The sequence below is a fragment of the Achromobacter sp. GbtcB20 genome (assembly GCF_019091095.1).
GTDB classification, from domain to species: domain Bacteria; phylum Pseudomonadota; class Gammaproteobacteria; order Burkholderiales; family Burkholderiaceae_B; genus Achromobacter; species Achromobacter mucicolens.
Genome location: NZ_JAGXJZ010000019.1, coordinates 31,925 through 58,228, shown reverse-complemented (window position 1 = coordinate 58,228; position 26,304 = coordinate 31,925). Strand labels below are relative to the sequence as shown.

The window sequence follows — 26,304 nt, the reverse complement described above, 5'->3', positions numbered from 1 at the left end:
ACCCTTTCAACCACAGCAAAGGCTTTCGGCTCCGCCTCGCGCGCCGCAGGTTGCGCACAGGGAAGCGAGCGCGAGGTTAATCATGGCCCACATCCCGACCGAAATTTCCGCACTCATTGCGCGCGGCGCACTCGTGGTTGTGAACACGTCTGGGGGTAAGGACAGCCAAGCTATGTATCTGGTCCTTCGCCAGTTCGTCCCGCCTGAACAGTTGATCCTCGTGCACGCCGACCTCGGCGCCGTGGAATGGGCCGGCGCGGTCGGCCATATCCTGGCCACCTCGCGCGGCGAGCGTCTGATCACCTGCCGGGCCTCTCGAAACCTGCTGCGGATGGTTGAAGACCGTGGAATGTTCCCGTCACCTCAGCAGAGATGGTGCACCAGCGACTTGAAGCGTGGGCCCATTGAGCGAACGATTCGCGGCATTACGCGGGAACGCCAAGCCCTAGGCCACCCTGCCTGGGGACTGGTGATCAACTGCATGGGGATGCGTGCCGAGGAGTCCACGGGCCGCAAAAAGCTGCCCGTCTTCAAGTTCAGCACCCGCAACAGCAAGGCTGGTCGAGAATGGTACGACTGGCACCCCATTCACGAGATGACCGAACAGGAGGTGTTTGCCACGATCGCGGCCGCCGGCCAGGAGCCTCACCCGGTCTACAAGTTGGGGATGAAGCGCTTCAGTTGTGTTTTCTGCATCATGGCGAGCGAAGAGGATCTGAAGACCGCCGCGCGCCTGGCCACCGAACATCCGGAGCTGCTCAACGATCCGCACCTGTACCGGAAGTACGTCATGCTCGAGCGGCAAACCGAACAGGTGATGCTGATGCCGACGAAAAAGCACGGACGCCGCAGTCTGGAAGAGGTGACGGGCATCCTGGCAGGCCCCCCGCCGGCGCCTGTGCAGCTTTCCTTCCCCGCCCTGTTACCGGATTCTGCGGTTCCCGCCTGACCCGTGGATTTAAGCCTTCGACAAACCAACCGTTTTCTACCACTCCCATAGGAGCCATATCATGATCGACCTACCCCATCGCCAGCCCCATGACGTGCCGGCGGCAGCTGCCGCCTCCGAATTGACGCCTGCTACCCTCGCCATCCTCATCGAAGTCGGCTACGGATGCGCCAAAGACCGGGCTGACTGGGGTGCGCCGGGCGCCAACGACCGCCATGGCACCCGCTACTATGCTGAGCTGATATCGCGTCAACTCGCCGCCCTGGTCAGCCCGCAGGCGGGAGACGCCCGGGAACGGGACCGCCTCTTGCAAATCGCGCGGCACGCGATCGAGGCGGTGGAGGCGCTAGACGCCCGACAGGCCGGAGGGGTCAACTAGAATGGCGCCTGCGCCCTTTACCCCCTCCCCTCACATGACCACCGAGATCCCAGGCCCCCTGTCCGACGACCAGTTCGCAGCTCTGGCCGACGTCGCACGCCTGGACTCCCCGGACGTGCGCAACGCAGTGAGGCGGATCGTTCTGTCCGGCGCCCAGCGGCTGGAGGTAGCAAAAGAGCTCGGGGTGGGGAAGGCCACGGTAAGCAATGCCATTGGGCGATTCCTTGGCGCCTTTGACATCGCGCGCGCGGCTCTCCCCGAGGGCGGCGTAGCATGTCGTGCGCCTGCGGCGGACACCGCGCAATTTGAGGCCTTGTGCCAGATTGCGCGGTTGCGCCCCCAGGAAGTGGTAGCAGCGCGCGCATTGGTGGTCGACGGCGCCTGGCCAGAAGATGCAGCGCGAGCCGCAAACTGCAGCGTGGCTACGGCAAGGGGGGCGGCGGTCAAACTGTTGGCGGGACTGGAGCTCGCAGTTGCAGCCACAGGAAAGGAGCAGTCACATAGTCCTGAATACGCCTGGGCATCACGCATCTTGGAAGTTGCTCTGCCCAGGCTGCCGGCGCGTTAGAGGCTGCCGCCCCCGCTGAAGATAACTCCAAAGATTGATGACGGTCCAACAATGGCGAACGTCCCCAATCCAGCCCCAACCGCCGTACACAGGGCAGCCAACGCCGCTGTTCGCCAGGGTCCCGCGCCGCGGCGTTCCGCCCCCCGTAGCCGCGGAGAAGCAGCCGCAGCCCTGCAGACGTGCTCAATTTCGGCGACCAGTTCACCAACAAGGAAACTCGCAAGGTACGCGTGCCGCGCTCGGTAGAGCGCGGCCTGGCCCTCGCTGCCGCCGGCCACGCGCGAAAGGTACGCGGCCAAGACGACATCGCCATCGTCAGCACGGCGCCGAAGCTCCGGCAATCGAAGCGCCAGCACGAATCGAGAAATGTCCAGTGACGCTCCCTGACGGTCACGCTGCCACACCATCGAATCGACAATCGCACACCATAGGCCGTGCGCCTCGCGCGTCGTGGTATCACCGCCCCGCATTGGCCGAGCCAGCAGGCCTAGGCGGCCGGCCATCCAACGCTTCAGATCTTCTGCCGGTGCGTCACACGGCGGCATTGGATCTGCGAGGCTGATCTGGGCAGTGTGCGCATCAGTAGGCATAGCTGCAGTACATCAGTGCGATCGCTTGCGCGAGCTTAGGAGTGCCCACTGTCTGACCCCAGTCTGGCGCGTTGACTCGGACAACCCAATTGCCACCCGAGCTATCAACCACCCACTGCCACGCCGGCCGGTTCGAGTCGAATGACCGGGGGACCAGGTAGATGAGCGCTGAACCGCGATCACCGCACGATGGCCGCGCGACCACCTCGCCGTTGCCAACAATCCGTGACGCGACCAGCGTGAGGGCGGAAAACTGGTCGGACAGCTTGCGCCAGTAGCCATTCCGACACACCAGCGTGCCGGCAGTGCCCTGTGCCAAAGAGCCAGGAATTGTCTGCGCGCCACAAGTGTCCCCTTCCGTGGCAACCCGGAGGAACTCCATCCAGACAGTGCCCTGGGTGCCGGCGTCGTTGCAGTACGCCACGCCGCCCTGCGTGGTGAGCGCCATCATCCCCAACTGCTCCGCTGCGCACGCCTGGCCGGCGCGCACAGTGGCAGAAGGATTGCGCAAACGCAGCTTCTGCGCGTCGAACTGGGTGCTCTCGACCCGAGTATCGCTGCCGTCCTGCCGGCGGATAGCCACGCCACTATTGGTGCCGAGCTTGATGTCCAGTCCGTCGTCTTCACCCACAGCCGTGACCGAAGTTCCCCGGACGCGCAGGCCCTCATCGGTGTCAACGAGCCCCTTCGTCGTGACCCCCAGATTGCCATCCACAACGGTTTGCTTCACCCCGTCGAATTCACCCTTAGATGCTTGGACCAGCCCCTCACAGTTCACGATGACCCGCCCTTCCGGCCGGAGCTCTACGCAATGCTGCCCGGTGCCGTCATCACCCACACCTAGATCGCCGCTCACATTGACGACGTTCAAGTTGGTCGTGCCGGCAACGGACAGATTGCCCTGCAGGTCAGGATCTCGCGTATCTCGGATGCGAACGAACTGCTCATACATCGTCGTGTCGAGCAGCGCGTGGACGCCCACGATGCCGTCAGTTCCCAGGTCTACCGGGTTGGGAAAGGTGCCCGTCGCCCCGCGCAGCTCTGCCGGATTCTCCACCTGCGCAGCCATGCCGTAGCCGGCAGTGGACATCAGAAACTTGCCGACCATCGCCGAGTCACCAAACGTCGCGATTCCAGAATTGAGAGGCCGCGCAGTGTAGGCCATCGCGTCAATCCGGCATTGCGTTCCAGGACACGTCGCGCCGCCGGACCGAATGATCTTTAGGAGCGGCTGGTTTCCGAGCGGGGCCGTGGCCGGGAAGCCACCGGGGACGTTCTTGGCGCGCCGAAGGTCAATGAGGCTCAGCGAGAACTCCTGGCTGCCATCGCCAAGAGTTTGCTCGAGACGAAAGGTCGGATAGCCAGGTCGTCCTGAACCGCCAGGTCCGGCCGTTGTACCAGTGCGCACGCGATCGTAATTTGCTCGTGCGATATCGTCGAACGTGCTGCTCAAGAACGCGTCGAGTCCACCTTTGATGCTGAGCATATAGGTCCCAGTAAACTCGGCCACGGTGTCGTCGAGCTCATTCTTTATCTTGCTCGCGCCAAGGACGGCCACGATGGCTACGATTCCCAGAACGACAGCAAGTTCGGCCAACACAAAGCCGGCCTGTCGCTTTGCCCGTGCCAAAGGGCGTTTACACAACTTCATGGCTACTCCGTAGTTCTGCGAACAATCCATAGTTTCCCGCCCTCAGTCCGAGCCGCTCGCGCCTTTAGCGAGATCCCGCGTTGATCTCGTAGTTGCCCGCCGTGAACACCATCGTGTTGTTCTCGCCGTCCACACATGCGGCCTCAGCGGTCGTGGCGCTGAAGTTGACTGGAGTTTCGGTGTTCTTCTGCTCCTGCCCGTTGATCGAGATCTTGTTCGAATCACGGTTCAAGATTCCAGCGAGAGAAGCGCAGGCGACCTGGTGCACCTTATCCAGCGTGAGGGTGTAGCCCTTGCCGCCGTCAGCGCCTGCATACAGGATCACGCCACCGCTGCCCAAGTTGTGTTGAACGACGAAAGTGTTCCTGTTCGACGACATGGTGGTCGAGCCGGAGAGGGCTAGCGCAAACGCCCGTTGAGTAGCGGCCGAAAACGCCGTATTGGGGTCAGCAGAAGCAGTCCCGTTGATCCGGTTCCTGGCCATGAATCGCCGCAGATCTTCCGCCACCTTCGGCGTTTTCGCGTCAATGAGGTACTCGTTCACGTATGGGATCGAGAAGATCGCAATCACGGCAAGAATTACTAAGCCAACCCCGATATCCGTCAGCAAGGAGCCATTGGCGCTCTGCTTCCGCCTTTTCACCAGTTTATTGGCCGTTTCAGCGTTGCTCGAAGCGTGTATTGCAAGCATGTTTACCTCTTCTAAAATTCGAAGTGCCCAAATGCAGGGCATCGTTTAAAAAAAATCGGAACTCGTCCCAATCAAGAGGACATATAGAAAGTCTGAAGTGCGCGTCGGAGACTATCGATGGTCGCGAAGTGCCAGCCCGTAATGCCAATAAGGCCCGCGATGGAGATGCCGAACATGACCCATCGCGCCACCACCGCACGTTTGGCCACATCAGCCAAAACGCGGACCTCGATCTGGCGTCTGATCTTCTGCAGCCCAGAGTCAATGCTGTTGGTAACGCATACATCTGCCAGATTGAAGTAGAGCTCTTGGGGAAGAATTCCGGTATTGAAAGTCTCCGCCCCCGTGACGTGGTCTTCTTCGATTCGGGCGATCATTTTTTGAATGTGCCAGTTCAACCAAGGATTCTTCGCATCCCCTAGCATCAGGATGCCGTCGCGCATGCTGATCGTGTTTGCCTGCCTGGGCTTGAGGATGACGGACAGAGTCATCATGAAACGTATTGCCTGAAAGTCGCGAAAGGCGCGCCATACGAACCGATCCTCGAGGCGCTCGCGAATAGATCCAGTGAGGTTCTTTAACGACCAGCCGAACAAGTAGACGACGACGCCACCGACACCCAGGATCAGAAACAGGTTGTCCGAAAGGAAGCGAGCCGTGCTCCTGAACCTTGCCGCGGTTCCTCGCCACATGTCCGTCGGCAGCATGCTGAAAACATCCGCCAGGCGCGGGTAGGTGAGAAACGCCATGATGAAGAGCATGACCACCAGGATCACCAGAGAAAGAACTCCGGTCAGAACTGTCCACCTGAACGCCGCCTTCGCCCGCTCCATCAAGCGCGTGTAATCGGTAAGGTCGCGCAGCGCCTGCTCCAGAGCGCCTGGCCCGGCCAGTTCCGCGATTCCCAGAATCAGTATGTCTTCCTCGGGCGCAATATCCCGCAAGGTTTCACTGAGCTTGCCCTCGCCATCACTGACTAAGCGGGTGGCAAGGAAATCGGACAGATAGCCACGCAGTGTGGAAACGCCACCATAGCGCTCGCAGTCATCCTGCAGAATGTTCTGCAACGTCTTCTTTCCGGCGGTCGCCTCCATGGTGTCGCACAGATTCTCGTAGAAGTCGGCGCGGCGCTTCTGGAAGCCTCTGACGGCAAGATGATGCTTGATTGAGAACTGCCCCAGGTCAGATGCCCACCGATGCAATGCTCCGATCATGCTTTTCTCCTTTTGGCGATCTCGCGAGCGACTTCCACCGTCTCAAAGGACTTGAAGCGAGGCTCAATTTCTCTGGGATCGAGTTCGCCCAAGAACGCCTTGTAAATTGCGCAGTCCATCGCGGATTTCCCGTTCATGTCTTCGCTCGTGTAATCGAGATCGGTGCGACCAAAGTAGTGCCGCTGTAGAGCCGCGTTGTCGGCTCTTCGAATCAGCTCCAGCGCGTGGTCGTCAATCGCCGGCTCAATCATCTCCGCGACCACCGTGCGATCGTTCAATCCGAAGAGCTCCGCGAAGCCTTGCTTTCTACATTTGGGGCAGCCATCAGGATTGCGCACCTTGACGTTGGTCAGCGTGTCGATCCTGTACAAGCGGTCGATGCGGTCCGCGTATTCGCGCCAGAAGTCGCCATCTTGGTACTGGCCTTCCGAGTCCTTCCCGCCCTCTTTGATGAGGTAGTCGAAGCCATGACGGCACTCACACAGCTTTGGGATCAGTGCTTGATAGACAAGCAGCTTGAGAATGCCAGACGAGGCCAAAAAGTCGCGCGACACCCCAATTACCTCTGACGCAAAGCGATCGGGAATCTGGACGGAGCTACCTGCGTGCGTCGTCGTGTATAGGTTCGTGCCCGAGGCTGTGAGATCCATGAACGCACGACCGGTAATCAGATCTCTAACCTCGCCGATCATCAAATCGTGCATCGCACTTCGCTTCGCCGTTCTAAGCTTCTCCTCGAACGGGTCGATATCAGCCAGCCGCGTGACCGTGTTCTGGATCGCGTTGGGCAGGATGTATTCAACCGGATCCTCAAAGGTAACGATCTTCCGGTCCTCCGGAATCATTCTGATCCAGGTGGCCAAAGACGTCGATTTACCTGATCCGACGATGCCAGCGATGGCAACTGCGCCGCCGTTTGTCATTCGAGCACGCCGCATCATCCGCTCATGCGCCGGAAGATAGCCGAGCTCCTTGAAGGTCTTCGCTTTCTCGTCAACGTCCAGCTGGAGCAGTCGGGTCGTGACTGAAACGCCGGCGTCCGCAGCCAAGGTCGCCCACCGCAACATCACCCGCTTTCCGCCTTCCAAGGTATGAGTGCTCCGGCCCTGCTGTTCCATAAGCGGCTGAAACGTGGACTGCGCGGCTCCCCTGACCTCCATGAAGGCCACACGCAGCATCTCTTGGAGTTGCTGCGTCGGCATCTTTGCAAACTGTTCGACGGACACATACTTCCCCCTACGGAAAACTTGACCTCCGAGTAGGGCCGATCGTCAAACACGTTTAGGTGAATGTCCGACGCGTTGTGCTTTTCGCCCCAGCGGATCATGTCCTCGAGCAAGCTCATCATCGCCGTCCGCTCGGGGCTGGCGAGGATCTTCCGGCGGTTGAGCAGGGTCTCCTTGTGGATGTGCTCGCGAATGATGGCATTCAGGATGCTCGGCACGGCAACGGCGATCCGACGCGGATCGGCCATCTGACGCTGCATCCGCTGCGCCACCTGCTTCTCAACTTCGTCCGCCTGGTCAGAATTTATGAATTCAGGTAGGCAAAGGAGCACCACGGTCTGCGAATCCAAGAGGATGGGGCACACCTTTGAAGCAATGGCAGGGACGAGGTCGAGCTCCTTGTAGATCGCCTTTTCAAACCTCACATGTTTTGCGAGGTCGTTCTCGGACGCAATAACGGTCGGCGCGGAGGCCCCGCCGCTGGATGTTGTATTCGTGGCGCCACCGTTTCCCGGGGTCTCCCTGCGCTCAACCGGTGCACCTGTCGAGGGGCCAGGGCGCTGCGTCTGGCGCACCGCCCTGCTGCCGTCGGCCGCCCGTCGCTCTCCCGTCGGCGGAGTCCTGGATGCAGACGGTCCGGCCTTCACTCCTGGCTCAACGGGGCGAACTCCCTTCTTCACCGTCGATGCGCGGGCGCCGGCCGAGCTCGTCGGCTTAGGCTGGAGGAAACTGAATAGACCCATGGATTGAATCGTCCTTGAGCTGTGTTACTTGGAAAGAAATGGGGGCGGCGGAGGAATGACTCCAAACTGGGCTGCCACCTGGGAGGAACTATCCTGGCGCGGCGTGGGGCCCCCATTGCGCGAGTATGTCGTGGGCACTTCGCCCGGACCCAGATTCGTGTCATGCCGATAGCAGGCGGTCCGCGTGGCGTCGGAAAAGCTCACAGTCACACACCGACCGCTGATCGACTTCAGGCGGGGGCCATTATTCTGGCCGACGGCAAACGCTTGGCCGCTCCGAAACTCGTACTGCTGGCCTCCGTAAGAAACAACGGCGGTCAGCTTCCCGCCAACGCCATAAATGGCTTCAACCTGCGGTGGAGCAGGTGGTGGGGGCGGTGTGTTAACCCGCTGCTGTACGGCCTGCGCCTCTTCGTGCTTTGCTGCCGCTTGGCGTTGCGCGTCCGCCTGGGTGGGCAAGCCGGCCTCCAGGCGCATCTTGTCTGCAGCAATCTGGGCGTCCAGATCCAGCAGATTGCCAACCTGGCCCTTCACATGCTGCAGAGCGGACTTTTCCGCAGCGGCTGCGTTGGGGGCGGCTTGGCTCTGCGCCCATGCCGGTACACTCGCCACGAAGGTCGCAATCGCCAGGGCACTCTTCACGCCACCCATGCCGCGATCATTTCGCGTTTTGAACATACAAGTCTCCAGTCAATGTCATCTTTAGGGGGCTGGAATTCAGCTTTACTTCCGCGTCGACGCGGTTGATCACAATCTTCCTGATCGCAGTAGGCGTGCTCTCCACTTCCCATACAGAAAGCGAACGCAGAGGACCTTCCAGGACTAGCGGAATCGCACCTGGAACGGCGAGATTGCTTGGCCGCGACACGGGTTTTCCGTTCCCGTCCACAGGCGTCGCAACGTTCCACGCTTCTGGGTTCGGAAGCCGGATCGACGTGAACGCAGGCAGGATCGATTGCAGCTGGCTAACCGGTGAACGGAGAATCTTCTCTCGGGTGGGCAAACTCGCCGCCGTGACGCCGGTCTTAGCTCCAACGATGCTGAAAGACCAGACCCCTTCGGCGGTCCCCAATGGATCAAAACGAGCCTTCCAGCCTTTGGGTAGTGCCGCCTCGAATTGATCATTGGTGGCGCCGTATCCCTTTCGAAGGAAGGTCCCTCTGCACTGCCAGAGCATGCCCCCCGCCTCGCAGGTCGCCTCGTGCAATCGCCAGCCCGCCACATCGAGCGGGATTTCGATCAACTTCTGGTACAGGGCCTCGACCCCTTTGAGGCTGTCAACACGCTTGTGCTGCCCCTCTTCGCTGATGGCCGCCTGCCAAGCCTGCTCCGGGTCCTGCATGTTTGCGCGGAGTTCGGCGAGGCGGCGATCACGAGACCAAGCCTGGATGGCATCCATGGCGGCATTCACTGCGAAGAATCCGACAACCAACCAGAGACAAACCTTGACTGGCTTCGGAAGCTGATCCAGGCTGAAATGTCGGGTCTCGAATGGCCGGATTTCGACGTTCAGCAGTTCCTCGAGCGCTATATGCTCAACTTGCGCGATGTCCAGGTTGCTGTAGAACGACCAGTTCGGCCCATTCTTCTCAGGATCCTGAGCCTCTGCCTGGAGCTGGTGATAACGCTGCCAGGCGGTATCCTCGTCGTCGTAGATCAGATCGCCATTGCGCCGAATCATCCCGTTTTGGGAGAGGACCAGCCAAATTCGGCCATCGTCCAAGGCGAAGAAGCCAACCGCCGTACCCATTGGGCGGAATATGGCGAAGGCAGCCGCGGCCGGGAAGATCTTCCGTTTTCGAATCAGCTTCTTTTCGGCCCTGCTCAACTTGACGGTGCCCAAGCCCGTCTGGCCGTTGTTGGTGATTACGGTGTAATGGGTCGCCTTCAGCTGAGCTGCATTCTTGCGCGCCACCGAGTCGGTGCGACTTCCGAGCAACGGAGCCCAGTCCACGCCGAAGACGAGCGTCCGATTGTCTTCCTGCACCAAGGCGTGCGAAAAAAGGTCGCGTGATTTCGCGGCTTTGCCGCCGCGCCAGATGGCCATGATTACAGCCCCTCTTCCACCTGGGCGGTGACGATGATGAGGTTGTAGAGCTTCTGATTGTTCGTCGAATTGGCGCCCCCAAACAGAATGGGTGCCTTCTCGTCGAAACGTTGGCGGGAAGTTTGGTCTTGGTCTTTCTGGAATCCAGCGATGACGAGAGGCTGACCAGACTGGAGAGCCACCTGCTGCACCATCCCATTGCCGCGCACAGTCAGTTGCTGGATCTCGATCCCGTTCTTGCTATCGCCAAACTTGATGGTTTGAAGAGGGTCGTTGATGGTGCTGTCGTAGGAGATGGTCAGAAGAATCTGGCCGTCTTCCTGCGCATCGGGAACCAAGGTCAAGAACTGGCCCACCGTCACGTCCTTCTGGCGCACAGAAACGTTCGGCACAGTGCTGAAGGAGCCGCTGCTGGAGTCCGAGGAAGTCAGGCCCGTGGTTTGGACCTCATTGATGTACGAAAAGGTCTTCCGGTCAGCGTAGGTGATCGGCCGACGGTTCAGTGCGGACAACGGAATCGCGGTGGAGCGGGTGGTCGTTCCAATCTCGTCAAGCGCCTTGATGATCGCGTCCGACCCTTTGAATGGCCCACTTCCGACCGTTCCAGACGCGATCGTGCCAGCTGCCGTGCTCATCGTCCCCGTGGGGGCGGCGCCCGCCGCGGCCGCGCTGGCCGTCGAGTAAATCAGCCGCCAGTCGATGCCGGCGTCATGCTGGTCATTCACCGATACCACCACTTCTTCGAACACAAGTCGAACACGACGAGTCAACATGCGGTTCTCGCGCTCGAGGAACTCGTCAATGTTTCGCAGCACTTCAACCGTGTCGGTGACCACGATCGAGTTGGTTCCGCTGGCTTGAGCGACAATGCTTCCAGCCTTGCTGAGGAATGGTTTGACCTTACCCATCACCGACTCGATGGGGCTGATCTTCTCCTCGCCCTTCAAGTCGGTTTTTGACGTCGAATCGAAGTTGCTGCCCGACTTGCTGTCCGCAGATCCGGAGCTCCCCGACTTGCCGTCCAGACCGATCCCAGCGTTTACCGTGGCCATCGTCAGCAGGGCGCGCACGTTGAACGCCTTGGTCTCCACGCGGTAAAAGACGATCGCCGATGTCTTATCGTCATATTTCCAATGAACCGCCAGGCGGTTTGCCACCGCGTCGAGCGCCTCGGGAAGCGGGCGAATGCCGTCGGGCAATTGCGCCACGCTGGGCATCTGGATCAGAGGCTGCAGGTTCTCAGTCTTCTCCCCCTCCAGCCTCGGCGCGAACGCTTCCTGCGCCATCAAGGCATCTGGGGTTACCCGGGTGTTGATGCCCGTGGCGAGTTGGATCCGCTCGGCGATCGTCTGCAACGACGTCGCGCCTCCCTTGAACATGAGGGCGGTGTTCACGTCTCGGCGCAAGGCCGCCGGCAAAGTTACTTCACGTCCCAGCGGCACGGCCTTCCCGACGATCCAGGGCTTATCCACCTGGTTGGCATGCATGCGGCGATCACGATCCGTAATGCTCGACTTGTAGTTGCCGATCTGGGAAGCGACATCTTCCCGACTACGCTTGGACGAATCCAGCACACGATCCGAGTGCTGAATCGCGGAGCAACCGTTCAATGCCGCGAGCGCGGCCACCAGTCCCGCCGTACGCAGTGCGAAGCGTTGGTAGTTCTTCTTCATGGGGTTCTCGATATCCGTTTTCTTGAGTGGGCCGGGCGTTAGCGGCCCGCAGTGCGATCGCAGCTTTCTGTGTAGGGAATGACCCTCAGAACCTTGTTCGTGTAGAAGCAGCCGTGCACCGGCGTGTCCCCGAGCTCGCTGGAGGACAAGAGGTCCTGCACGGACTCTTTGAAGTCCGGGCTGAAGGAGGCCGCGGCGGTGAGCGGAATATCGACCTTCACCTGCCAGTGTTCCGGTTCGAACACCCATCCTGCGGTCTTGGCCCAGCGTGCCAGCGTGCGCCGCAGATTCACATCGCTCACAGAGACGGTGTACGGGGGGCGCGACGGTGCTGCCACTGGCGCCATCTCCGCCGGCGCCAGGGCCATGTCCGCCATCGACTGCGCCCCCGTGGAAGCAGCACCCAGCGCGACGCCAGATGCCGCCGAGCGGCCAGGCTGGCCGGCCGCCAGGTCAACGACTCGGAAAGTCTTCAGATACCGCTCGATGCGCACGCCGGCCTGTTGTGCTGCGGAGGCGAGCGCCGCCTGATATGAGGTTCCGGAGGGAAGCACCACCATGCGAGAGAACGCCGCTGAATCGCCATCCAGCTGGACTGTGCCAATCGCGGGCGGAACTGCCTGCATGATCGCGACCGAGAGGGGCATCTGCCCTGGCGCACCGGAGGCAGGAATGGGAGCAAGCCAAGCCATCTCGGTGAACGAGCCGCTCAGCACGCCGCTGCCCGGCGCGGCCGCGCTGCCAAAGCCGGCAACTTGCTGCTGGCCGGCGGCGGGCGCGGTGGTGAGGGTCAGGGGAGCACTCGCGATCGGCACCGATGAGGCGCCCGGTTGAAACGGGACCGGCGCCGGCGGCGGAGGGCTTCGTTCATCAATAAAGGCCATGGAGGGCGCACACAACGCAGTTGCGAGCACGCCACCCAGGAGCGCACGTAGGGTGTGGATCGGCATCGCGATGGGCTTCATTGGCTGTTCTTCCTCTTCGATTGATCGGTACGTTTGTTGGCCTTGCTTGGCTTCTTGGTTTGCGCCTCAGCCGGCCGGGGTGCATTGCTTGTCGCCGGCTCAAACCCGAAGGCGGTCATCTCGTCATCAAGCTTTGCCACCGCAATTCCCAGGGCGATCTCTGGCGATGTCGGGCGGGACATGCGCCTCACATGCCAGATCGGCCGTGCGTGATAAACCGCGCCACGCATCCAGGACCGCAGGCGCCGCATGGCCCACCCGGGGGTTCGCTTCTTCACTCGATTCAGATAGAGGAGCCATCCGCAGCCAGCTAGGCCCAATGGCCAAGCGACATAGGATGCAACTGCGTCAGGCGTCGCCCATGCAAGAACGAGTGGTGAGACGACGTAGGCTGGGATGTCGGTATACGGAAGCCCCACATTCAAGGCTGTTTTGGTCCAGGCCGCGCGCTTCATGCTGCCGCCTCGACGGTGAATTCGTTCGCGGGAAGCGCCTGGCTATCAATTCCGTGGTGCTGGAGAAACTCTCGCCCTTCGGGGGGTGTCATCCCGGTGAGGTTCATGAAAGTCCGGAAGGTGATCAGGCCTTCGCGCACTTCGGGAAGCGCCTGAAGCCGGAAAGATGCACCACGATCTTCGACCAATCCTCGGATCAGACGAGCGCGGTCCTTGAACTCCACGGATTCGAGCTTTTCCACGCATTCACGATCCAGCACCACCCATGACTGCAAGGCGTGTTTGCGCCCGTCCAAAGCCCGATATAGCTTCTGGCCGCAGATGAGGCGGCAGAGTTCGACGAGCTGCGACGCACGGTCCGGCTGCACTTCCTCAGGGAACATGTTCACGGTCCGAGTGAAATAGGTGTCTGGCGTCTTGGTGTGCGACGTGTGGTAGGTCGCATGCCCGGACGCCGCCATTTCGAAGCAGGCGGTCATCGAAGCGCGATCGCGTGTTTCACCAACGATGATCACGTCACCTTTGCGCCGCATTGCGTTTGGCCCAGACTGGTCGTAGGACTTCAGGTGGTCGCCAATGATGGCCTGGGAGGGTTCAGGCATACGCCCGCCTGCCAAGCCGTCGTAGATGTACTCCTGCGTGTCCTCGAAGATGAGGATGCGAACCGGGTTGTCGCCTTCCAAGCGCGCGCGATTTGCCGCGGCCAGTAAGGTCGTCTTGCCCGAGCCCGTCGTTCCAATGACAGCAGCTAGACCTTCAGCGATGAGGAAGTTGTCTCGCAGCTCAGCCGGCAGCGGCAGATCCTCGAATCTCGGCGGTGCGCCTGGAATACGGCGCATGGTTATCGAGAACCCCTTCGATTGGCCATTGATGTAGCTAAGCGTCGCGTTGGTCCGGAAGCGGATCCAGGATTCGGAACCCGGGCTCTCTTGAATGACGGCGGCGAAGTCCAGAAAGTCACGATCCAGCAGGCGTGCGCTCCCAGTCGTGGAGCCGTACAGTTGAGCCAAAATTTGCTCTAACTCTCGATGCTCAAGTCTGCGGTCGTTCAGACGCACCCACCTGCCCTGATCATGGCCGAAGACGTAGTCCTTCGACTGGAAGGTAAGGTCCGAGATCCCCATAGCGTGTGCGCTCTGGAGGGCCAGCTCAAAGTCAAATCCGCCAAAGCCAGGTGGCAGGACCAGTTGAGCAAGTTTTTTCTCGCCATCGAAAAGCGCCATGTCAGCCCCTGCTCGCGCCGATATGGAGCGTCACCCCTGGCGAAACGTCCGCCGGCGTTTGCAGGCCGTTTTTCTCCAGCAGGGACTGCCAGCTGACGCCGAAGCGGGCCGCTACTGAGTAAGCGGTGTCGCCCACTTGCACTTGATACGAACGAGCGCCTTGCGCGACGCGCCGAGGTGCCAATGCCGGTGACTGCACCGGGGCGCCGCCAGGAACGGCCTCGCGGCTTTCTCGGGTCGCGTTGGGCTGAGACACAGCAACAACTTGGCGAGCAGCATTCGCCGCTGCGGCGTACGCTCGTTGGAACTCGTCCGCGTAAGCCTTCGCGTAAAGCTCCGCCCGTTTTCGGGCGAGCTCCTCGGGCGAAGCATCTCCGACCACGGTCTCGGCCTTCGGTGCTGGCCGGACCTGCGGCAAAGTTGCGGAGGGAGCTGGCTCCGCGTGAGGGAGCAGTTGTGAAGGCATCGAGAAGACCTGCGCCTCGTCGACCGGTGACTGGCGGACTGGGAGCATGGCTGGAAGGTCGGCATTAAAGGCCACGCCAACCAGCAGCGAGCTAGTTACCCGATACGGGTTTGCCGCCGGAATCGGCCTTGGAGCGTAGGAGGACGCGTCTGTCACGCCGCCGCCCTGCCCAATGCGAATTCGGATCACCTGCTCGGTGCCTGGGTTTGCCTGTGCAGGCTGTTGAGGTACCTGATTCCAGCCAGTGTCCGCCGGTGCCGGTGACATCTGGGGCGCGGGCGCGACGACGGGGGCGGTCTGCACCGCGCCGCCACCAGCCCCAGCAGGGGGCGCGGCAGGCGCAAAGGGCTGTGCTTGCGCGGGCACGTAGGGTTTGAACGCCGGGTTGGCAAGATTCACGCTTTGAGCGGGAATGGCGGGCGTCGGAGTGGTACCGGTGGTCGGCCGCCAGTTGTTCGTGTCTGTGTTAAACGAGCTTGGCACCGTGATGCGGAAGACCGTATCGCCTACGACGATGGTGTTGGCGTCGGTCTGATTGACCACATCCTGCGTTGTGGCCAGGCGCGGCAGTGAAACCAGTCCGCGGCCATGGAGCTCGTAGAAGGTTCGCATGCCCAGGTAGGTGCGCTCCAGGCCGGCGAGGTTCTCCTCGAAGATGCGTGCAGCTTGCTCACGCCCCAGCACGTAGGACTTCTGGACCACTTCCTGCCAGTAGGCCCGCTCCTTGTCATCCTGAGGTAACAGCTGGGGATTGTCCGGCAGCTCTGGCGCACCCGATTGAGCCAGGAGACCCATCAGGAGCCAGTCGCGCCAAGACGGGGCACCCGTAAAGAAGCGCGCCGGCTCCTCGATCTTGTAGACGCTGCCGGCAACGCGCATCATCTTTGCGCCTTCGCCGATGGAAGCCGAGTTGTGGGAAGCGACAACAACCGGAGGAAGCACGCCTTGGCCCATGACCAGGTCGCCGAAGCGGAAGGTCCGATCCATCGTGCCGCCCATGTCGTTGACGACCTGCAGGATTTCGTTCGCTGCCTCAATCATCCCGGTCTGCGTGCCCAAGGCTTGCGCGGTCGGTCGCAATATCGCCTCACGGACGGGCGATATTCGCGGCGCTACGCGGCCAGCTGAGGCATTCATCAGCGAGCTAAGCGCTTCGCTCTGCTGGGCAAACGCGCAAACGGGCGCGCCCCCGAATGCGGCGGCGACGGCCGCAACGAGCATGGCCCTGCGAAAGGTTACGCGGGCGGCATATTGCTGTTTCGGTTGCATTCGTCTGCCCTATCGGTACCGAAGTTCCATGTACCCGTCGCCGAGCACGACGTTCGCGCGCTGGCCGAACTGTTTGTCGACATCGCGAAGCAGATCGAGATAGGCCATCTGGGTAGCGTTGACAAAGATGTAGATGGGCATTCGCGGCTGCGGGCCAGTTACCGTGAATTTGAGAAACCGCTGGCGGGCCACTTCGTTAAGGAAGACGGCTGCATCGCCTTGCCACGCCACCGAAATGGAGTCACTCGCAAAGTTCGGCCGCGGGGCCGCGTTGTCCGCCGCATCGCTCCAGGTGGGCTGCGACTGCACGCGGCCCAGGGCGCCCTCCAGCTGGAGTCGAACTGCCTTGGCGGTTTCCCCGGGCTTACCGAGGTTCTGGCCTTGACTGGAGCAGCCTGTCGTCACGACCACGGCGACCGCCGCAGTGATGCGCAGGAGCTGTTTGAAATGGGGAAATTTCTGAAAACCGTGGGGTCTGGCCATTAGCGCGTCCAAGCCTTTAATAGTATGCGTCGTAATAATAGCTCATACTGTCTAGCGGCCTGTGACATGTGGCACACAATTTTGAGGCGGCGCTGAACCGCCGGACTCATGTAAAAGGGGGCGCTTGCGCGCCCCCTACTCTTCTTTCACCGGTGAAAGACAACGATCTAGGAAGATTTCCTTCATACGATGAATGCGTCCAGAACGGGATCATCCACCGGCGCCGCCGCGGCAGGTGAAGCGCCCGGTGACGCAACCCGTGCCGGCGCGGGATGTCGAAACGCCGCCGGCGAGTCCTCTGCCGCCGGTTCCAGAGTCGACTTGTCATCCCGCCGCACGGCGCCAATGGCGTGAGCCAAGCGCGCCGCGGGCGGAGCCACGTCAGGGATCTGCGAAGCTACCGACTGGGGGGCAAGGAGCCCGCCGCGCACGCCGGTAGGCACAAGCTGCAGGGCACCATCCATCAGCGCCTGGATTTCGCGGGACCCGATGCCGACTGACTCCAGCGCCATGCCCAAGCGCACCAAGCGACGGACTTCCCGGACCAAGCCTCCGCGGCCTTCCCCATCCGCCCCCACACGATCAGCCAGCGGCATCAGATCTGGGAACTGGCTGAGCTGGAATCGGACCATGTCCGTGCTAGGTTGCTGCTTGGCCATACTTATGCCCGTGCGCGCTGCGCAGCCAGGTAGGCCGCCTTCGCCATGCCGCGGGCATTAGCAAAGCCCGGATTGGCCGGAATCATGATCGCCTCTTCCGGCAGACCGGGAAACACGCGGGCTCGGAACTTGCCCAGGAGTTCTGCAACGCCACCCACGAAGATCGTGCGCCCGAATTGCGAGGCGTCCTTGAGCCGCTTGTTTACCTCGAAGCGGATCTGATCCGAGAACTCCTCCAGCATGCCGTCAACGAGCTTCTGCACATCCTGCGGCTTGCCGTAGAGGCGATACTGCCCAGTCTTCACTGCATGCTCGAGATACTTGATCGCGATGTCCTGACCCAGGCTGAACTGTTTGCGCAGCTCCTGGTTCAAGCGATCGTAGAGTGTCAGTGCCCCCACATCAGCAGTGCCGGACAAATCTTTGTACAGACCCATCCCACCTTCGCGCACCACCGCGATGTCCAGCGTCTTGCCGCCGCCGTCAACGACTGCCACGGGCGCCAAGCTCGAAAGCTCGTGGAATTCTTCATTGACCTTCCCGTCTTCGTCATAGCGTTGATCGAAGAATGCAGCCACAGCCTCCGAAAGCACCTGGTGCATTTCGATCACGGGCACGTCGATGTCTGCCAAGCACGAGATCGGCTTGAGCAGATTCTCTCGCTTTGCGTTGATCAGATCCTTGTTGGGCACCTCGCCCAGGTAGAAACGGTCCACCGGCAAACCAGACACCAAGCTGGTCGGGCCCGAGACGCCGGCTTGGCGCAGTGCGTAATGCACCAGCGCGCGGTTCACTGCCGAGGTCGGGTAGTCGTTGGACCGCGTGTCAGCGAATTTGCCCAGCAAATCGTCCGCCGTGATCGTGACGTACTGGTTATCGGCCGTCATATAGATTTTGTCCAAACCCTCAGCGGAAGCGCTCTCGGTAAGGCCGGCGGAGGTGAGCTTGCCGGGCCAAGCACGTGCGGGCATGGCAAAGGTGCTGATCGGCGAGCCGGGCCGCATCACGGCGATCTTGATCGCATAGTGGCCATCGTCACCGCCCACGGCGGTCAGGTTCTTCTCTTTGCTCATATCGGAGATGCATCAATCCAGTTGGGGTGGCGTACCACCAGAAAGGGCCGGGACATCCTTTCGCCGCCAGGCGGTCGGGTGATCCCGGAATCGTGACAGTTTCAAATTCTGGTTTGTATGAATCATTATATTGATTCATAATGAAAACACCAAGCAAAGAGCGGCATTTTCTTCCACTCAATGACATTCGAGATGTCATTCGACGTCGGCGGATCCGCCGCACCAGTCACAGCCAGCGGATCTGCTGGCCCTGCAAGGAATCGTGATATGCCCCCCACTCGTTCCCTGATCGGCGACGACATACGCAGCTCCTGGCGCGAATTCGCACCGTTCCTGATCGAACTGGCGCGCCACAACCTCCCTCTCCTCGACCGCACCTGGGAATCGCATCCGGAGTGGCGCCTATTGCGCGACGCGCTGATTCCGATGCTGCTGGGCACGCCGTATCGCTTCGTTCTCCACCAGCGCGCCAGCAATCAGCGTCAGCAGCCCACGTTGGACGCCGACCTCATTCCCGACGCGAACCGCTGCCTCAATTTGCTCCGCGCGAAGATCTGGCAACGTCTGGGAGACCGTTGCAGCGTGCATCAGTCGAAAGCCATGATCGAGCAGATCATGAAGTGGCTGGAGCACCTGACACTCGGTTGCTCCATGGATCCAGAGCTGATTCAGATGGATTTCGCGATTGACTTGCCTGAGGTTGGATCGGTCGTCCACCACAACAGCCGTTATGGCCTGGTCCATGCCTCGTCGGCCGGGGCGACCGCCACCCTCGTCTCCAACATGGCCGCCACTAATCGCGTCGCGGCTCTGGTAGATGACAAGTTCCAGGCGTTGAGAGACTGGTTGGGGGCGCAGCCGGGCGGTGTGGCAGAACTAAGTAGGCTGCTTTCAAATCTTGCCTACGAGCTCGAGGAGCTCCGGTTCGGCTCGAACGCCAGCCATGCCCTTCCCGAGTACATGAGCGTGTCCTTCTCAATGTACGATGGAGAGCATCGGGCGGTGGTCCATCGGACTCGTCTCCGCAAGCGCGCACCTACCGCCGTCTCCCAATTCGATCAACCGGGCCTCCTCGCAAACCTCCATGTCCAGCGCACCACACTGCTGCGCCGGCGACGTCAGGAGAGCTTCGCCGGCGGGCTGTCTGCGTTTGCCCAATACCCTCAGGAAGGTTTCGACTCCACCACGGCCATGGCACAACGCTGGCGCTGGCTGATTCACGCCCCCCATGCACTGACGACTCTCCGCGCCATGCTGGAATCCCTGCCGCAGAAGGTTTTCAGCGAACCCCGCCACGTGCTCGAGTACGTCAACCTGCAGGTCGACATCGAGATCTTGAAGTCGAACTGGGGAGTGGGCCGCGAATTCTCCGATCAGTTGATCGACGCGCTGGCATGGGGCGATTCGAAGGGCGATGTGGATCACTGGGCAGAACCTCGCGAACCGGCGCGTGCCGAACGGCAGGCTTCCACTTGGTGGCTCTGGTTTGGCGTGAGCAGCGCGTCCCTGTGGGCAAAACGTAGCGCGGCGTGTCTGGACGAAGCGCAGCAGCCATTGGAATCCGCGCTCGCGCGTGCCAGGCAGTACATGGAAAACAGCCTTGCCCCACTCGAGGCGGCTTTGGACCTGGTGCTCAGAGAAACCGGTCACCATCCCGAGGGTCTGCTGGCTCCAACCAAGTCGGAGCCCTTCTTCTCTGACATGCTGAAGGCCTTCTCCGGGCATGCCTGGCCTTTTGGTGTGCCAGCTCTACGCCAGCCGCAGCCGGAAACCCGTCGCAGTCGCACTGTGTAAACCAGCGTTCGCGCATCACTCTCGCCTCAAACTGATGCCAGAGGATGCAAGACAGTTTGACGGGCTCAGTCCCAGTCCCGCGACTTCCAACCGAGGTGAAAACGGCGCCGCGCTGTAAGCGCTGCTGCGAAGGACGGGGGATAAAGACCGGCCTCCTGCTATCTGCCTTGCCTTAAGGACGACCACGACTACAGCCCCTTTCACAGCGCTGGCCAAGGTGCGAGGGAGGGAAGATCCACTGAAGGATTAAATGACCACCTCTGATTCTCATGATTGAAATATTCATCTTACAAACATGAGGTAACGCATGTAACCTTGAAGGAAGAAGAATGGATGCAAGAACAAATCGCTCATGACAACCCCTACCCAAATTGACACTACCAACTTGCTCACGATATTAGGCGTCATCGCCGCCGTGTGGGCGTTGATTTCCCCTACCAGCAGGCTTCGACTTCGCTTCTGCATGACCTGGAGGGATTGGTTTGTCGGCGGCGTGGTTTTTCTGCTTATTCATTATCTGGTTTTTGCACCGGCCTTGGATAAGGTTGGGATGTATTACAGCCTAGGTCCGTGGAAATGGGGTCTCGACAGTTCAAGTGCGGTTTACCTACTTCTTCTGTCCTTTGCTTGCTACTTTTTTTGGCGCACACGATTTCCTACTCTCGCCCGAAGTAGAGTTCGCGTGTTCCGTGAATTGATCGACCACTTGCATCTCACCAAGCGTTACGACGAGTTGGTGCTGCTGGTCGAACCCCAACTGCCAAAACTCATGTCAGTGAGCAAGCAGCAGCCCCTGCTGTTGCGCCTAATCGAGCGGCTCGACAGGCGCGAAATCGACAAGGCTGCGTTGTCGCGGGGGAAACCGCCCAAAGGATTGCCTGCATGGCGGAAGGCCCTGATCGCCTTGCTTCAACGATTGAAGCTGTTGAGCACGACCCGCGATGACCCCGCCACGCAAGCCCATGAAATTCTTTTGAATCTAGTAACTTCCCCTGAGCTGACTATCCAGCTCGCGGTGGCACACCCACATTTCTGCCTTAAGCTCCTTAAAGCCGATGAAGCGATGCGCTCCGATTTCATTGACCACTATATAGATGCACTGCTCGACGCGTCCGGAAGCCGGCTCTACGTAGAGTTAAAGAACAACCAGGACCAAAGCGTGGGAAATCGGCTTCGTCTTCCGGAAGCAAACAGGTTGCTTCGCTTTTTCTTTGCCGACGCAGAGGCGGCCGTGAAGAATGGTCTCTACAGAGCAATCGGTGAAGCGGTATGCAGACGGCTGGATGAAGATAGTAAGCTCGTCGAGACACTTAATAGACCGTTGGGCTCGTACTACGAGATAAGCAGGTTCCGATGCCCGATCAATTCCGGAATAACACTCTTCGAAATAATGGTCCATGAGGGCATCCATCAAGGGCTACACGACCATATGTGGTTGCACTATTTTTCGCACTTCGCGGAAAGAATCCTCGACAACATGTCTGTGCCGTCGGTCGAAGACAACTATCAAGAATGGCCGACGCCATTCCACTACCTTCTCTACCGCTTGGTAAAAGTTGCCACTGACTGGGCTGAGCAATGTGCGCGGATTAATGACTCTGAGATCCCCGACGCTGTCCGAACCGCCAATAAGTTTGATCGCCACTATATTTCCAAGGAAGCCACCAAGATGCTGGGCTCGATGCTTGAAAAAATCGTTCCAAGCGAAAAGCTCTCTGCACAGTTCAAGACTTATCTGCTAGAAGTCGTCGTCCGGAGTCATATCAAAGTTCACAGTGATCCAGATCTGGCGGACGTCTCATCGTCATTTCTTACTTCGGTGACCTTGGGAGCGAATATGCCGACCAAGCGTTCATATCGCTTGGCCTTGAAGAGGGAATTTGATCAGATTGACCATGTAATGCGCCATAATGCATCAAAATTCGAACAAGCCATCGCTGATTCCCTTGTGTGAGATCGATAGCGAGCAGCCAAGTCCGATTTAGAAGATTTCGAGCGGGTCGTCGTAACGACCATTTGGTGCGGCGTGACAAAAGCCCAACGGCGCCGGCAAACCGAGGGCGGCTGCACAGTCATCGCCTCGTTAGCGTTGTCGGCTGTGCTCGGCTGCGGCTCCCCCTCAAGCGATTGTGGGAAGCGGTAGGCGCCACCACATCGAGTTGCAGCGCGTGCTTCACCACTTCACGCGGATGACCCTCGCTGCGTCGATCGCGCCGGGAACAACCGCTAATGAGTTCAGGATGAGACCCAAAGCCGCGTGCGTCGCGGTGTCCCAGGGAGGTGGTTTCGCTGATCTGCGCGCTTAGCTGGGCAGATCGGTGTCGGATCTGCCCCTGCGCGGCCAGCCCACCAACGCATGAGATATGCGGATCCGCTGCACCGCGTCGTCAGCGAGGCCAGTCGTCGCTGCGAACACCTTCAAAAAAGGTGCTCCGCGGTAGCCGCCGCCACGGAACATTCATTGGCTATCTGCGACGAGGTGGGGCCGCCCTTGGACTTACTAGGCCTCCCGCAGTCATTCACTTGGCGAGGACGTTCCCAATCGAAAAATCGGCTCACCGCGGATTGAAGACGTCACAACTTCTGCCAAGTGCAATCGCGGTAGGTTGTTTCTTTCACAGACAGTAGACCACCTGCTTCCGAGACAAACCCCGATGACTCCAGAAGTGAGACCTTCGAATTCGCCTCCATGACCATGAACGATCGCGACATTCGATCCCCGTTGCGCTCGACGCTCATAACGAAGGTGTATAAGGTGGCTTTAAGTCCGTGGGAGGCGAGCCCGTCGCGGTCGATCACCCGCTCTTGGAAGTGGACAGGCGCGAGCTCGAAAACTATTTCGGGATTCACGTGTTTGTAGGAAGTTCGAAGTTCAACACCGTCCCACTTCCACTGGATTGGGTGCGGAAGTTCTTTGGACCCATACACCGTAGTCTGGCACTCGATGATGAATGCGGCGCTCGCCGGCGTCACACAGATGGCGCTCATAAGCAGGGCGCAGATCACGCTTCTTTTCATTGATTCTATGGCAGATGAGAGAGGACAAAAGGTTGCCCCAGAAGCTGACCTCCAGGGCATGCCAGGCCAGTTCAGAAAGCCGCAGGCGTCAGGATTTCTTTTAGCTGCAATTGCGATACTCGTTCTGGCTCGGATATAGCACAACCCCCTCTGGGGTGACTACGCTCCAAGTTTCCGTGGCAAATAACTGGTCGTTGCGCTCGAACACCTGATACGTTCGAGCTTGTCGGTCTCCATTTGGCAGGATCCCAGTCACAAAGCCGAAATCGAACTTGATCAGACCAGTGATTGTGTCCCGTTGTACGAATTGAATGGGTTTAAAGCTCGTTGTCTTCACTTCCCTCTCGTAAGTGGTATACGTAGTACTCATCACAGAGCCATCCCATCGCCATTGGACCGGACGCGCCTCTTCTTTGCCGGCGTTTCCGAGCAACGTCTTGCAATCGATCGTCAACGCGGTGAACGCCGCGTGCGCGGGCGCTGCGACGACCGCAGTTAAAAGCAGAGCACCGATGACGGTTTTTCTCATAGCTTGCGTCTCCGAGGTGGATGAATGAAACGATGCCCTAGAGCAGCTGCGTCGGGGAATTTTTTCGAAGCTGGATTGTAGGTTTGTCAGCGAGTTTTGCAGACGGGGCTTATCCCCCTGTTTCCGCCTCTATTCTCGGGGACGCGCGTACGTGGGGGCGGTCTTCTCCGCGGAGTTCTCAGAATGCTCCTGTAGCTCCATGATTGTTAGCGTTCCCCCACACTCGATCAATGCTGTGGCCGTGGGTGCGGGCCGGGCCCGCTCATCGACCAGTCTCATGATCGCAATGTCTTCCAGGCGGATTCGCCCGACCTCGTCTAGCTCCTGGTTCTCCGGCCGGCTGCGCTCGATGTCCAACCACCGCATGACCGCCTGAGCCTCCCCTTCGGTCCATCTCTTTCCCGGCCTTGCAGGCCCGATCACACCGACGTCGCGTTCGGCGGCAGCCAGCCAGTCCATCTGGGCAGCGCTCAGCGCGTCGTCCCCAAGTACGACAAGGGGCCTATGGATGATGGCCACGGGCGTTTGGCGAGGCCAGAACTGGCGATCGTCATACCAAGCCTGTTCGCGCTCTTGATGGAGTTGGCTTCGGAGCGACATCCACTCTTTCGGGGTCGTGTACAGAAGCAGCTCGGCGCCGGCGTCACGCGCCACGCGCGCCAGGTCCATGCGGCTCTGCTCGGGGGCGGGCGCATCCCCGAGGACTTCGCCGGAGGCCTCATCAACGAGGACTCCTCCGACCTTCGTCGTTCCTGCCGGCATCCCGAGATTGTGGATAGAGCGCCCCACCCGATCCGGATCCGCGGCCAGCACAACGCGCCCCAGGGACGCGCGCTCGGAGTGCTTAGACGCCTCGGGCGCGACCAAGCGAACACGCTCCGCCGCGAGGGCCGCAAGAACCGCATTGCCGGGCTCGTCCCAGGAGGCAGAAACCAGCGCCCGGCCACCTCCAACATCGATCTCGACAGCAGTGGCACGCACGTCAGCACCGGCCCGCACCGACGCCCATTCCCGCTCCGAATATGCCGAACCCAGCGGAATTGATTCGGGGGCCCCTTCGTGAAAGCGCAAGCTCGCTTCAGGCTCGAAATCTGCTGGATTCGCACGTGGAAGAGCGCGCCGTCGCAGTGCAGTGGGCTCGGGCTCACCAAAGTCCCCATGCCAGTGTCCAACGCCTTCCTCGGCGTCTGACTCAACAAGCGGCACCTCGTCCAGCCAGGCGGGCGGCTCGAGTGCGTCGATAGGGACGGCTTCATCCCCAACTGAGGGTTGCGACTGGGCCTGAGCCTCCACTGCGGACTCGTCCCCGCCCGCCCCCGGGCCAGGCCGGCGCTCCGCGAAGGGTGTCGCCGGTGACGGGGAACTCGGCCGAGGCGCCGGCCGCGGCGCCATCCCTCGCGGAACTCTCGCTGGAGTGTCAGGACCGACCAGGCCGGTGCCTGGAATGTTGAAGCTTATCCCCATAGTCGCTCACCCAAGAATGAAGAGGCCGGTGGCCAGGATTACCCGCGCTCGCGCGGGCGCTCGATTTGCGCGGGCGGCGCCGGCGGTTCGTCGTCGAAAAAGCCCCCATCGATCGGCGGGGGCGCCACAGGAGCCGGAACATGCGGGACGAGTTGGGGTGCGGCCGCGCCGGCGTCGAGGCCGTCCTGCTGTTGTGTCTGGTCAGCGGAACGGAGGGCGTGTGCCAGCTGCTCAGCATCGACTTGCTGCGGTGCGTAGGGCTGGCCGACGCTTTCCAGTTGGAAGGCAGACGGATGGCCCAGGGCAAAGATCAGTTCCCGCAGGCTCGGATCTTGCGCGACCAGATTGGCGTACCCTTGAGCAAGCTCCGCCGAGGGCGCCACGAGTCGCATACGAAGCACGCCGTCCGCGCGGTCTTCGGAGTTGTGCGCCGGGAACGATGCGGTCTCAGCCTCCAAGGCGCCGAATGCGGCGTCTGCCAGACACGGGATGACCGCTCCCGCGCTGGTGAGCGTGGCAGCGGCATGCAAGCGCCCGTACGGCCGCTCAGTGACGGGCGCATCCTGCACCTCGCCATCGGCGCTCACGGCAGGAATCGACATCCGGAAGTTGACGAGTAGCCCCTGGACTTCCATGGGACTTACGAACACCTCTTGTGCTCCGGTCTCCCGCAAAATGTCGTCGATGGCCAGCAGCGCGCGGTCTCGGTCGCTGTCCAGCGCGATCGCCATATCGCTGCCGTCTGCGTGAGCCGCTCGCATGCTCGCATACATGTCCGCCCAGCGTGCCCGGACCATCGCCCCAATGTTGGCCTTGACGACCGGCAACAAGGCTTCGGGCACCTGCAAGATTGAGACGTTTGCCGCCTCGGACGCGTCCCGCGTGTATTCGAAGAACTGCTCGTCAGCACGGCGAATCGCTGAGTCAACTAAGAACTTGCCGTCCTGGTAGGTGCCGTATACCCCGGCCAGGATGTTGTTGAGCTGACTATCACTGCTGCCGGGGGCCGAGCGAAGGACTGCCAGCGCAACCATGGGGCTCTCGGCGACGGCGCCGGGGGTGGCGGGTTGGTTGTCTGCGATTTCAGGCACTTAGGGCTCCTACTTGGAAAGGCGACCCGCAACTGCGGGCCAGGATGGATTCGTTGTTCACGGGCGCGCGACGCCGGCGATGCC

24 protein-coding genes are annotated in these 26,304 nt (G+C 60.7%); 6 read left to right on the top strand and 18 right to left on the bottom strand.

The genetic code is table 11. From position 1 onward, the window contains the following. Window positions 1–82 precede the first annotated feature (82 nt). From KVT32_RS21550 to KVT32_RS21540, 3 genes are all read left to right on the top strand, one after another. Window positions 83–949, top strand: a complete 867-nt coding sequence (locus KVT32_RS21550) for a phosphoadenosine phosphosulfate reductase family protein (protein ID WP_152385751.1) — start codon at window positions 83–85, stop codon at window positions 947–949. A 61-nt stretch (window positions 950–1,010) separates the two neighbouring features. Then, complete coding sequence (locus tag KVT32_RS21545; RefSeq protein ID WP_152385750.1) at window positions 1,011–1,328, top strand: hypothetical protein; 318 nt, start codon at window positions 1,011–1,013, stop codon at window positions 1,326–1,328. Window positions 1,329–2,075: 747 nt separating this feature from the next. Next, on the top strand, window positions 2,076–2,273 hold the full coding sequence (locus tag KVT32_RS21540) for a hypothetical protein (RefSeq protein ID WP_193725397.1): 198 nt from the start codon (window positions 2,076–2,078) through the stop codon (window positions 2,271–2,273). Between the two features lie 202 nt (window positions 2,274–2,475). On the opposite strand, the gene KVT32_RS21535 is transcribed toward KVT32_RS21540, so the two are convergent. From KVT32_RS21535 to KVT32_RS21520, 4 genes are all read right to left on the bottom strand, one after another. Beyond that, window positions 2,476–4,137 (bottom strand): type II secretion system protein, encoded by a 1,662-nt coding sequence (locus KVT32_RS21535; RefSeq protein ID WP_152385747.1) that lies wholly within the window; start codon window positions 4,135–4,137, stop codon window positions 2,476–2,478. Window positions 4,138–4,201: 64 nt separating this feature from the next. Next, complete coding sequence (locus KVT32_RS21530) at window positions 4,202–4,828, bottom strand: type 4 pilus major pilin (RefSeq protein WP_193725396.1); 627 nt, start codon at window positions 4,826–4,828, stop codon at window positions 4,202–4,204. Window positions 4,829–4,899: 71 nt separating this feature from the next. Beyond that, window positions 4,900–6,042: a hypothetical protein gene (locus KVT32_RS21525; RefSeq protein WP_152385745.1), complete on the bottom strand. Its 1,143-nt coding sequence runs from the start codon at window positions 6,040–6,042 to the stop codon at window positions 4,900–4,902. Beyond that, a complete protein-coding gene (locus KVT32_RS21520; protein WP_217618838.1) occupies window positions 6,039–7,268 on the bottom strand; it encodes an ATPase, T2SS/T4P/T4SS family in 1,230 nt (409 codons plus the stop codon). Before KVT32_RS21520 ends, KVT32_RS21525 begins: the two co-directional genes overlap by 4 nt. Window positions 7,269–7,345: 77 nt before the next feature. On the opposite strand from KVT32_RS21520, the gene KVT32_RS21515 reads away from it, so the two are divergent. Next, window positions 7,346–7,588 carry a hypothetical protein gene (locus KVT32_RS21515; RefSeq protein WP_217618837.1) on the top strand — a complete coding sequence of 81 codons (243 nt, stop codon included), beginning with the start codon at window positions 7,346–7,348 and terminating at the stop codon, window positions 7,586–7,588. Window positions 7,589–8,035: 447 nt separating this feature from the next. On the opposite strand, the gene KVT32_RS21510 is transcribed toward KVT32_RS21515, so the two are convergent. The 10 genes from KVT32_RS21510 to parM all read right to left on the bottom strand — a co-directional run bounded on the left by KVT32_RS21510 (window position 8,036) and on the right by parM (window position 18,324). After that, the gene (locus KVT32_RS21510; protein ID WP_227741426.1) at window positions 8,036–8,689 is read right to left on the bottom strand and encodes a hypothetical protein; all 654 of its coding nucleotides are present in this window, start codon (window positions 8,687–8,689) and stop codon (window positions 8,036–8,038) included. Continuing rightward, window positions 8,670–10,058 carry a type 4b pilus protein PilO2 gene (gene pilO2 / locus KVT32_RS21505; RefSeq protein WP_152385743.1) on the bottom strand — a complete coding sequence of 463 codons (1,389 nt, stop codon included), beginning with the start codon at window positions 10,056–10,058 and terminating at the stop codon, window positions 8,670–8,672. Before pilO2 ends, KVT32_RS21510 begins: the two co-directional genes overlap by 20 nt. Window positions 10,059–10,060: 2 nt before the next feature. Then, the gene (locus KVT32_RS21500; protein ID WP_152385742.1) at window positions 10,061–11,731 is read right to left on the bottom strand and encodes a type II secretion system protein GspD; all 1,671 of its coding nucleotides are present in this window, start codon (window positions 11,729–11,731) and stop codon (window positions 10,061–10,063) included. A gap of 38 nt (window positions 11,732–11,769) precedes the next feature. Beyond that, window positions 11,770–12,696 carry a toxin co-regulated pilus biosynthesis Q family protein gene (locus tag KVT32_RS21495; RefSeq protein ID WP_152385741.1) on the bottom strand — a complete coding sequence of 309 codons (927 nt, stop codon included), beginning with the start codon at window positions 12,694–12,696 and terminating at the stop codon, window positions 11,770–11,772. Next, window positions 12,693–13,151: a hypothetical protein gene (locus tag KVT32_RS21490; RefSeq protein ID WP_152385740.1), complete on the bottom strand. Its 459-nt coding sequence runs from the start codon at window positions 13,149–13,151 to the stop codon at window positions 12,693–12,695. The genes KVT32_RS21495 and KVT32_RS21490 overlap by 4 nt, the downstream gene beginning before the upstream one ends. After that, window positions 13,148–14,374: an ATPase, T2SS/T4P/T4SS family gene (locus KVT32_RS21485; protein ID WP_152385739.1), complete on the bottom strand. Its 1,227-nt coding sequence runs from the start codon at window positions 14,372–14,374 to the stop codon at window positions 13,148–13,150. The genes KVT32_RS21490 and KVT32_RS21485 overlap by 4 nt, the downstream gene beginning before the upstream one ends. Window position 14,375: 1 nt before the next feature. Further along, window positions 14,376–16,109, bottom strand: coding sequence for a type IV secretory system conjugative DNA transfer family protein (locus KVT32_RS21480; protein WP_152385738.1), 1,734 nt, complete (start codon window positions 16,107–16,109; stop codon window positions 14,376–14,378). Between the two features lie 9 nt (window positions 16,110–16,118). Next, on the bottom strand, window positions 16,119–16,592 hold the full coding sequence (locus tag KVT32_RS21475; protein ID WP_152385737.1) for a DotD/TraH family lipoprotein: 474 nt from the start codon (window positions 16,590–16,592) through the stop codon (window positions 16,119–16,121). A 182-nt stretch (window positions 16,593–16,774) separates the two neighbouring features. Next, entirely contained in the window at window positions 16,775–17,251 is a 477-nt protein-coding gene (locus tag KVT32_RS21470) for a hypothetical protein (protein WP_152385736.1), read from the bottom strand. Between the two features lie 2 nt (window positions 17,252–17,253). Next, window positions 17,254–18,324 (bottom strand): ParM/StbA family protein, encoded by a 1,071-nt coding sequence (gene parM, locus KVT32_RS21465; protein WP_152385735.1) that lies wholly within the window; start codon window positions 18,322–18,324, stop codon window positions 17,254–17,256. Between the two features lie 267 nt (window positions 18,325–18,591). Between parM and KVT32_RS21460 the strand changes: the two genes are divergently transcribed. Beyond that, window positions 18,592–20,118, top strand: coding sequence for a hypothetical protein (locus KVT32_RS21460; RefSeq protein ID WP_152385734.1), 1,527 nt, complete (start codon window positions 18,592–18,594; stop codon window positions 20,116–20,118). Between the two features lie 352 nt (window positions 20,119–20,470). Then, a complete protein-coding gene (locus KVT32_RS21455; RefSeq protein ID WP_254636976.1) occupies window positions 20,471–22,072 on the top strand; it encodes a hypothetical protein in 1,602 nt (533 codons plus the stop codon). 620 nt (window positions 22,073–22,692) lie between these two features. On the opposite strand, the gene KVT32_RS21450 is transcribed toward KVT32_RS21455, so the two are convergent. The 4 genes from KVT32_RS21450 to KVT32_RS21435 all read right to left on the bottom strand — a co-directional run bounded on the left by KVT32_RS21450 (window position 22,693) and on the right by KVT32_RS21435 (window position 26,220). After that, window positions 22,693–23,124, bottom strand: coding sequence for a hypothetical protein (locus tag KVT32_RS21450; RefSeq protein ID WP_152385732.1), 432 nt, complete (start codon window positions 23,122–23,124; stop codon window positions 22,693–22,695). 112 nt (window positions 23,125–23,236) lie between these two features. Continuing rightward, window positions 23,237–23,665, bottom strand: a complete 429-nt coding sequence (locus tag KVT32_RS32175) for a hypothetical protein (RefSeq protein WP_227741425.1) — start codon at window positions 23,663–23,665, stop codon at window positions 23,237–23,239. A gap of 129 nt (window positions 23,666–23,794) precedes the next feature. Continuing rightward, a complete protein-coding gene (locus tag KVT32_RS21440) occupies window positions 23,795–24,736 on the bottom strand; it encodes a hypothetical protein (protein ID WP_227741424.1) in 942 nt (313 codons plus the stop codon). A 431-nt stretch (window positions 24,737–25,167) separates the two neighbouring features. Further along, window positions 25,168–26,220 (bottom strand): hypothetical protein, encoded by a 1,053-nt coding sequence (locus tag KVT32_RS21435; RefSeq protein ID WP_217618836.1) that lies wholly within the window; start codon window positions 26,218–26,220, stop codon window positions 25,168–25,170. Window positions 26,221–26,304 lie beyond the last annotated feature (84 nt).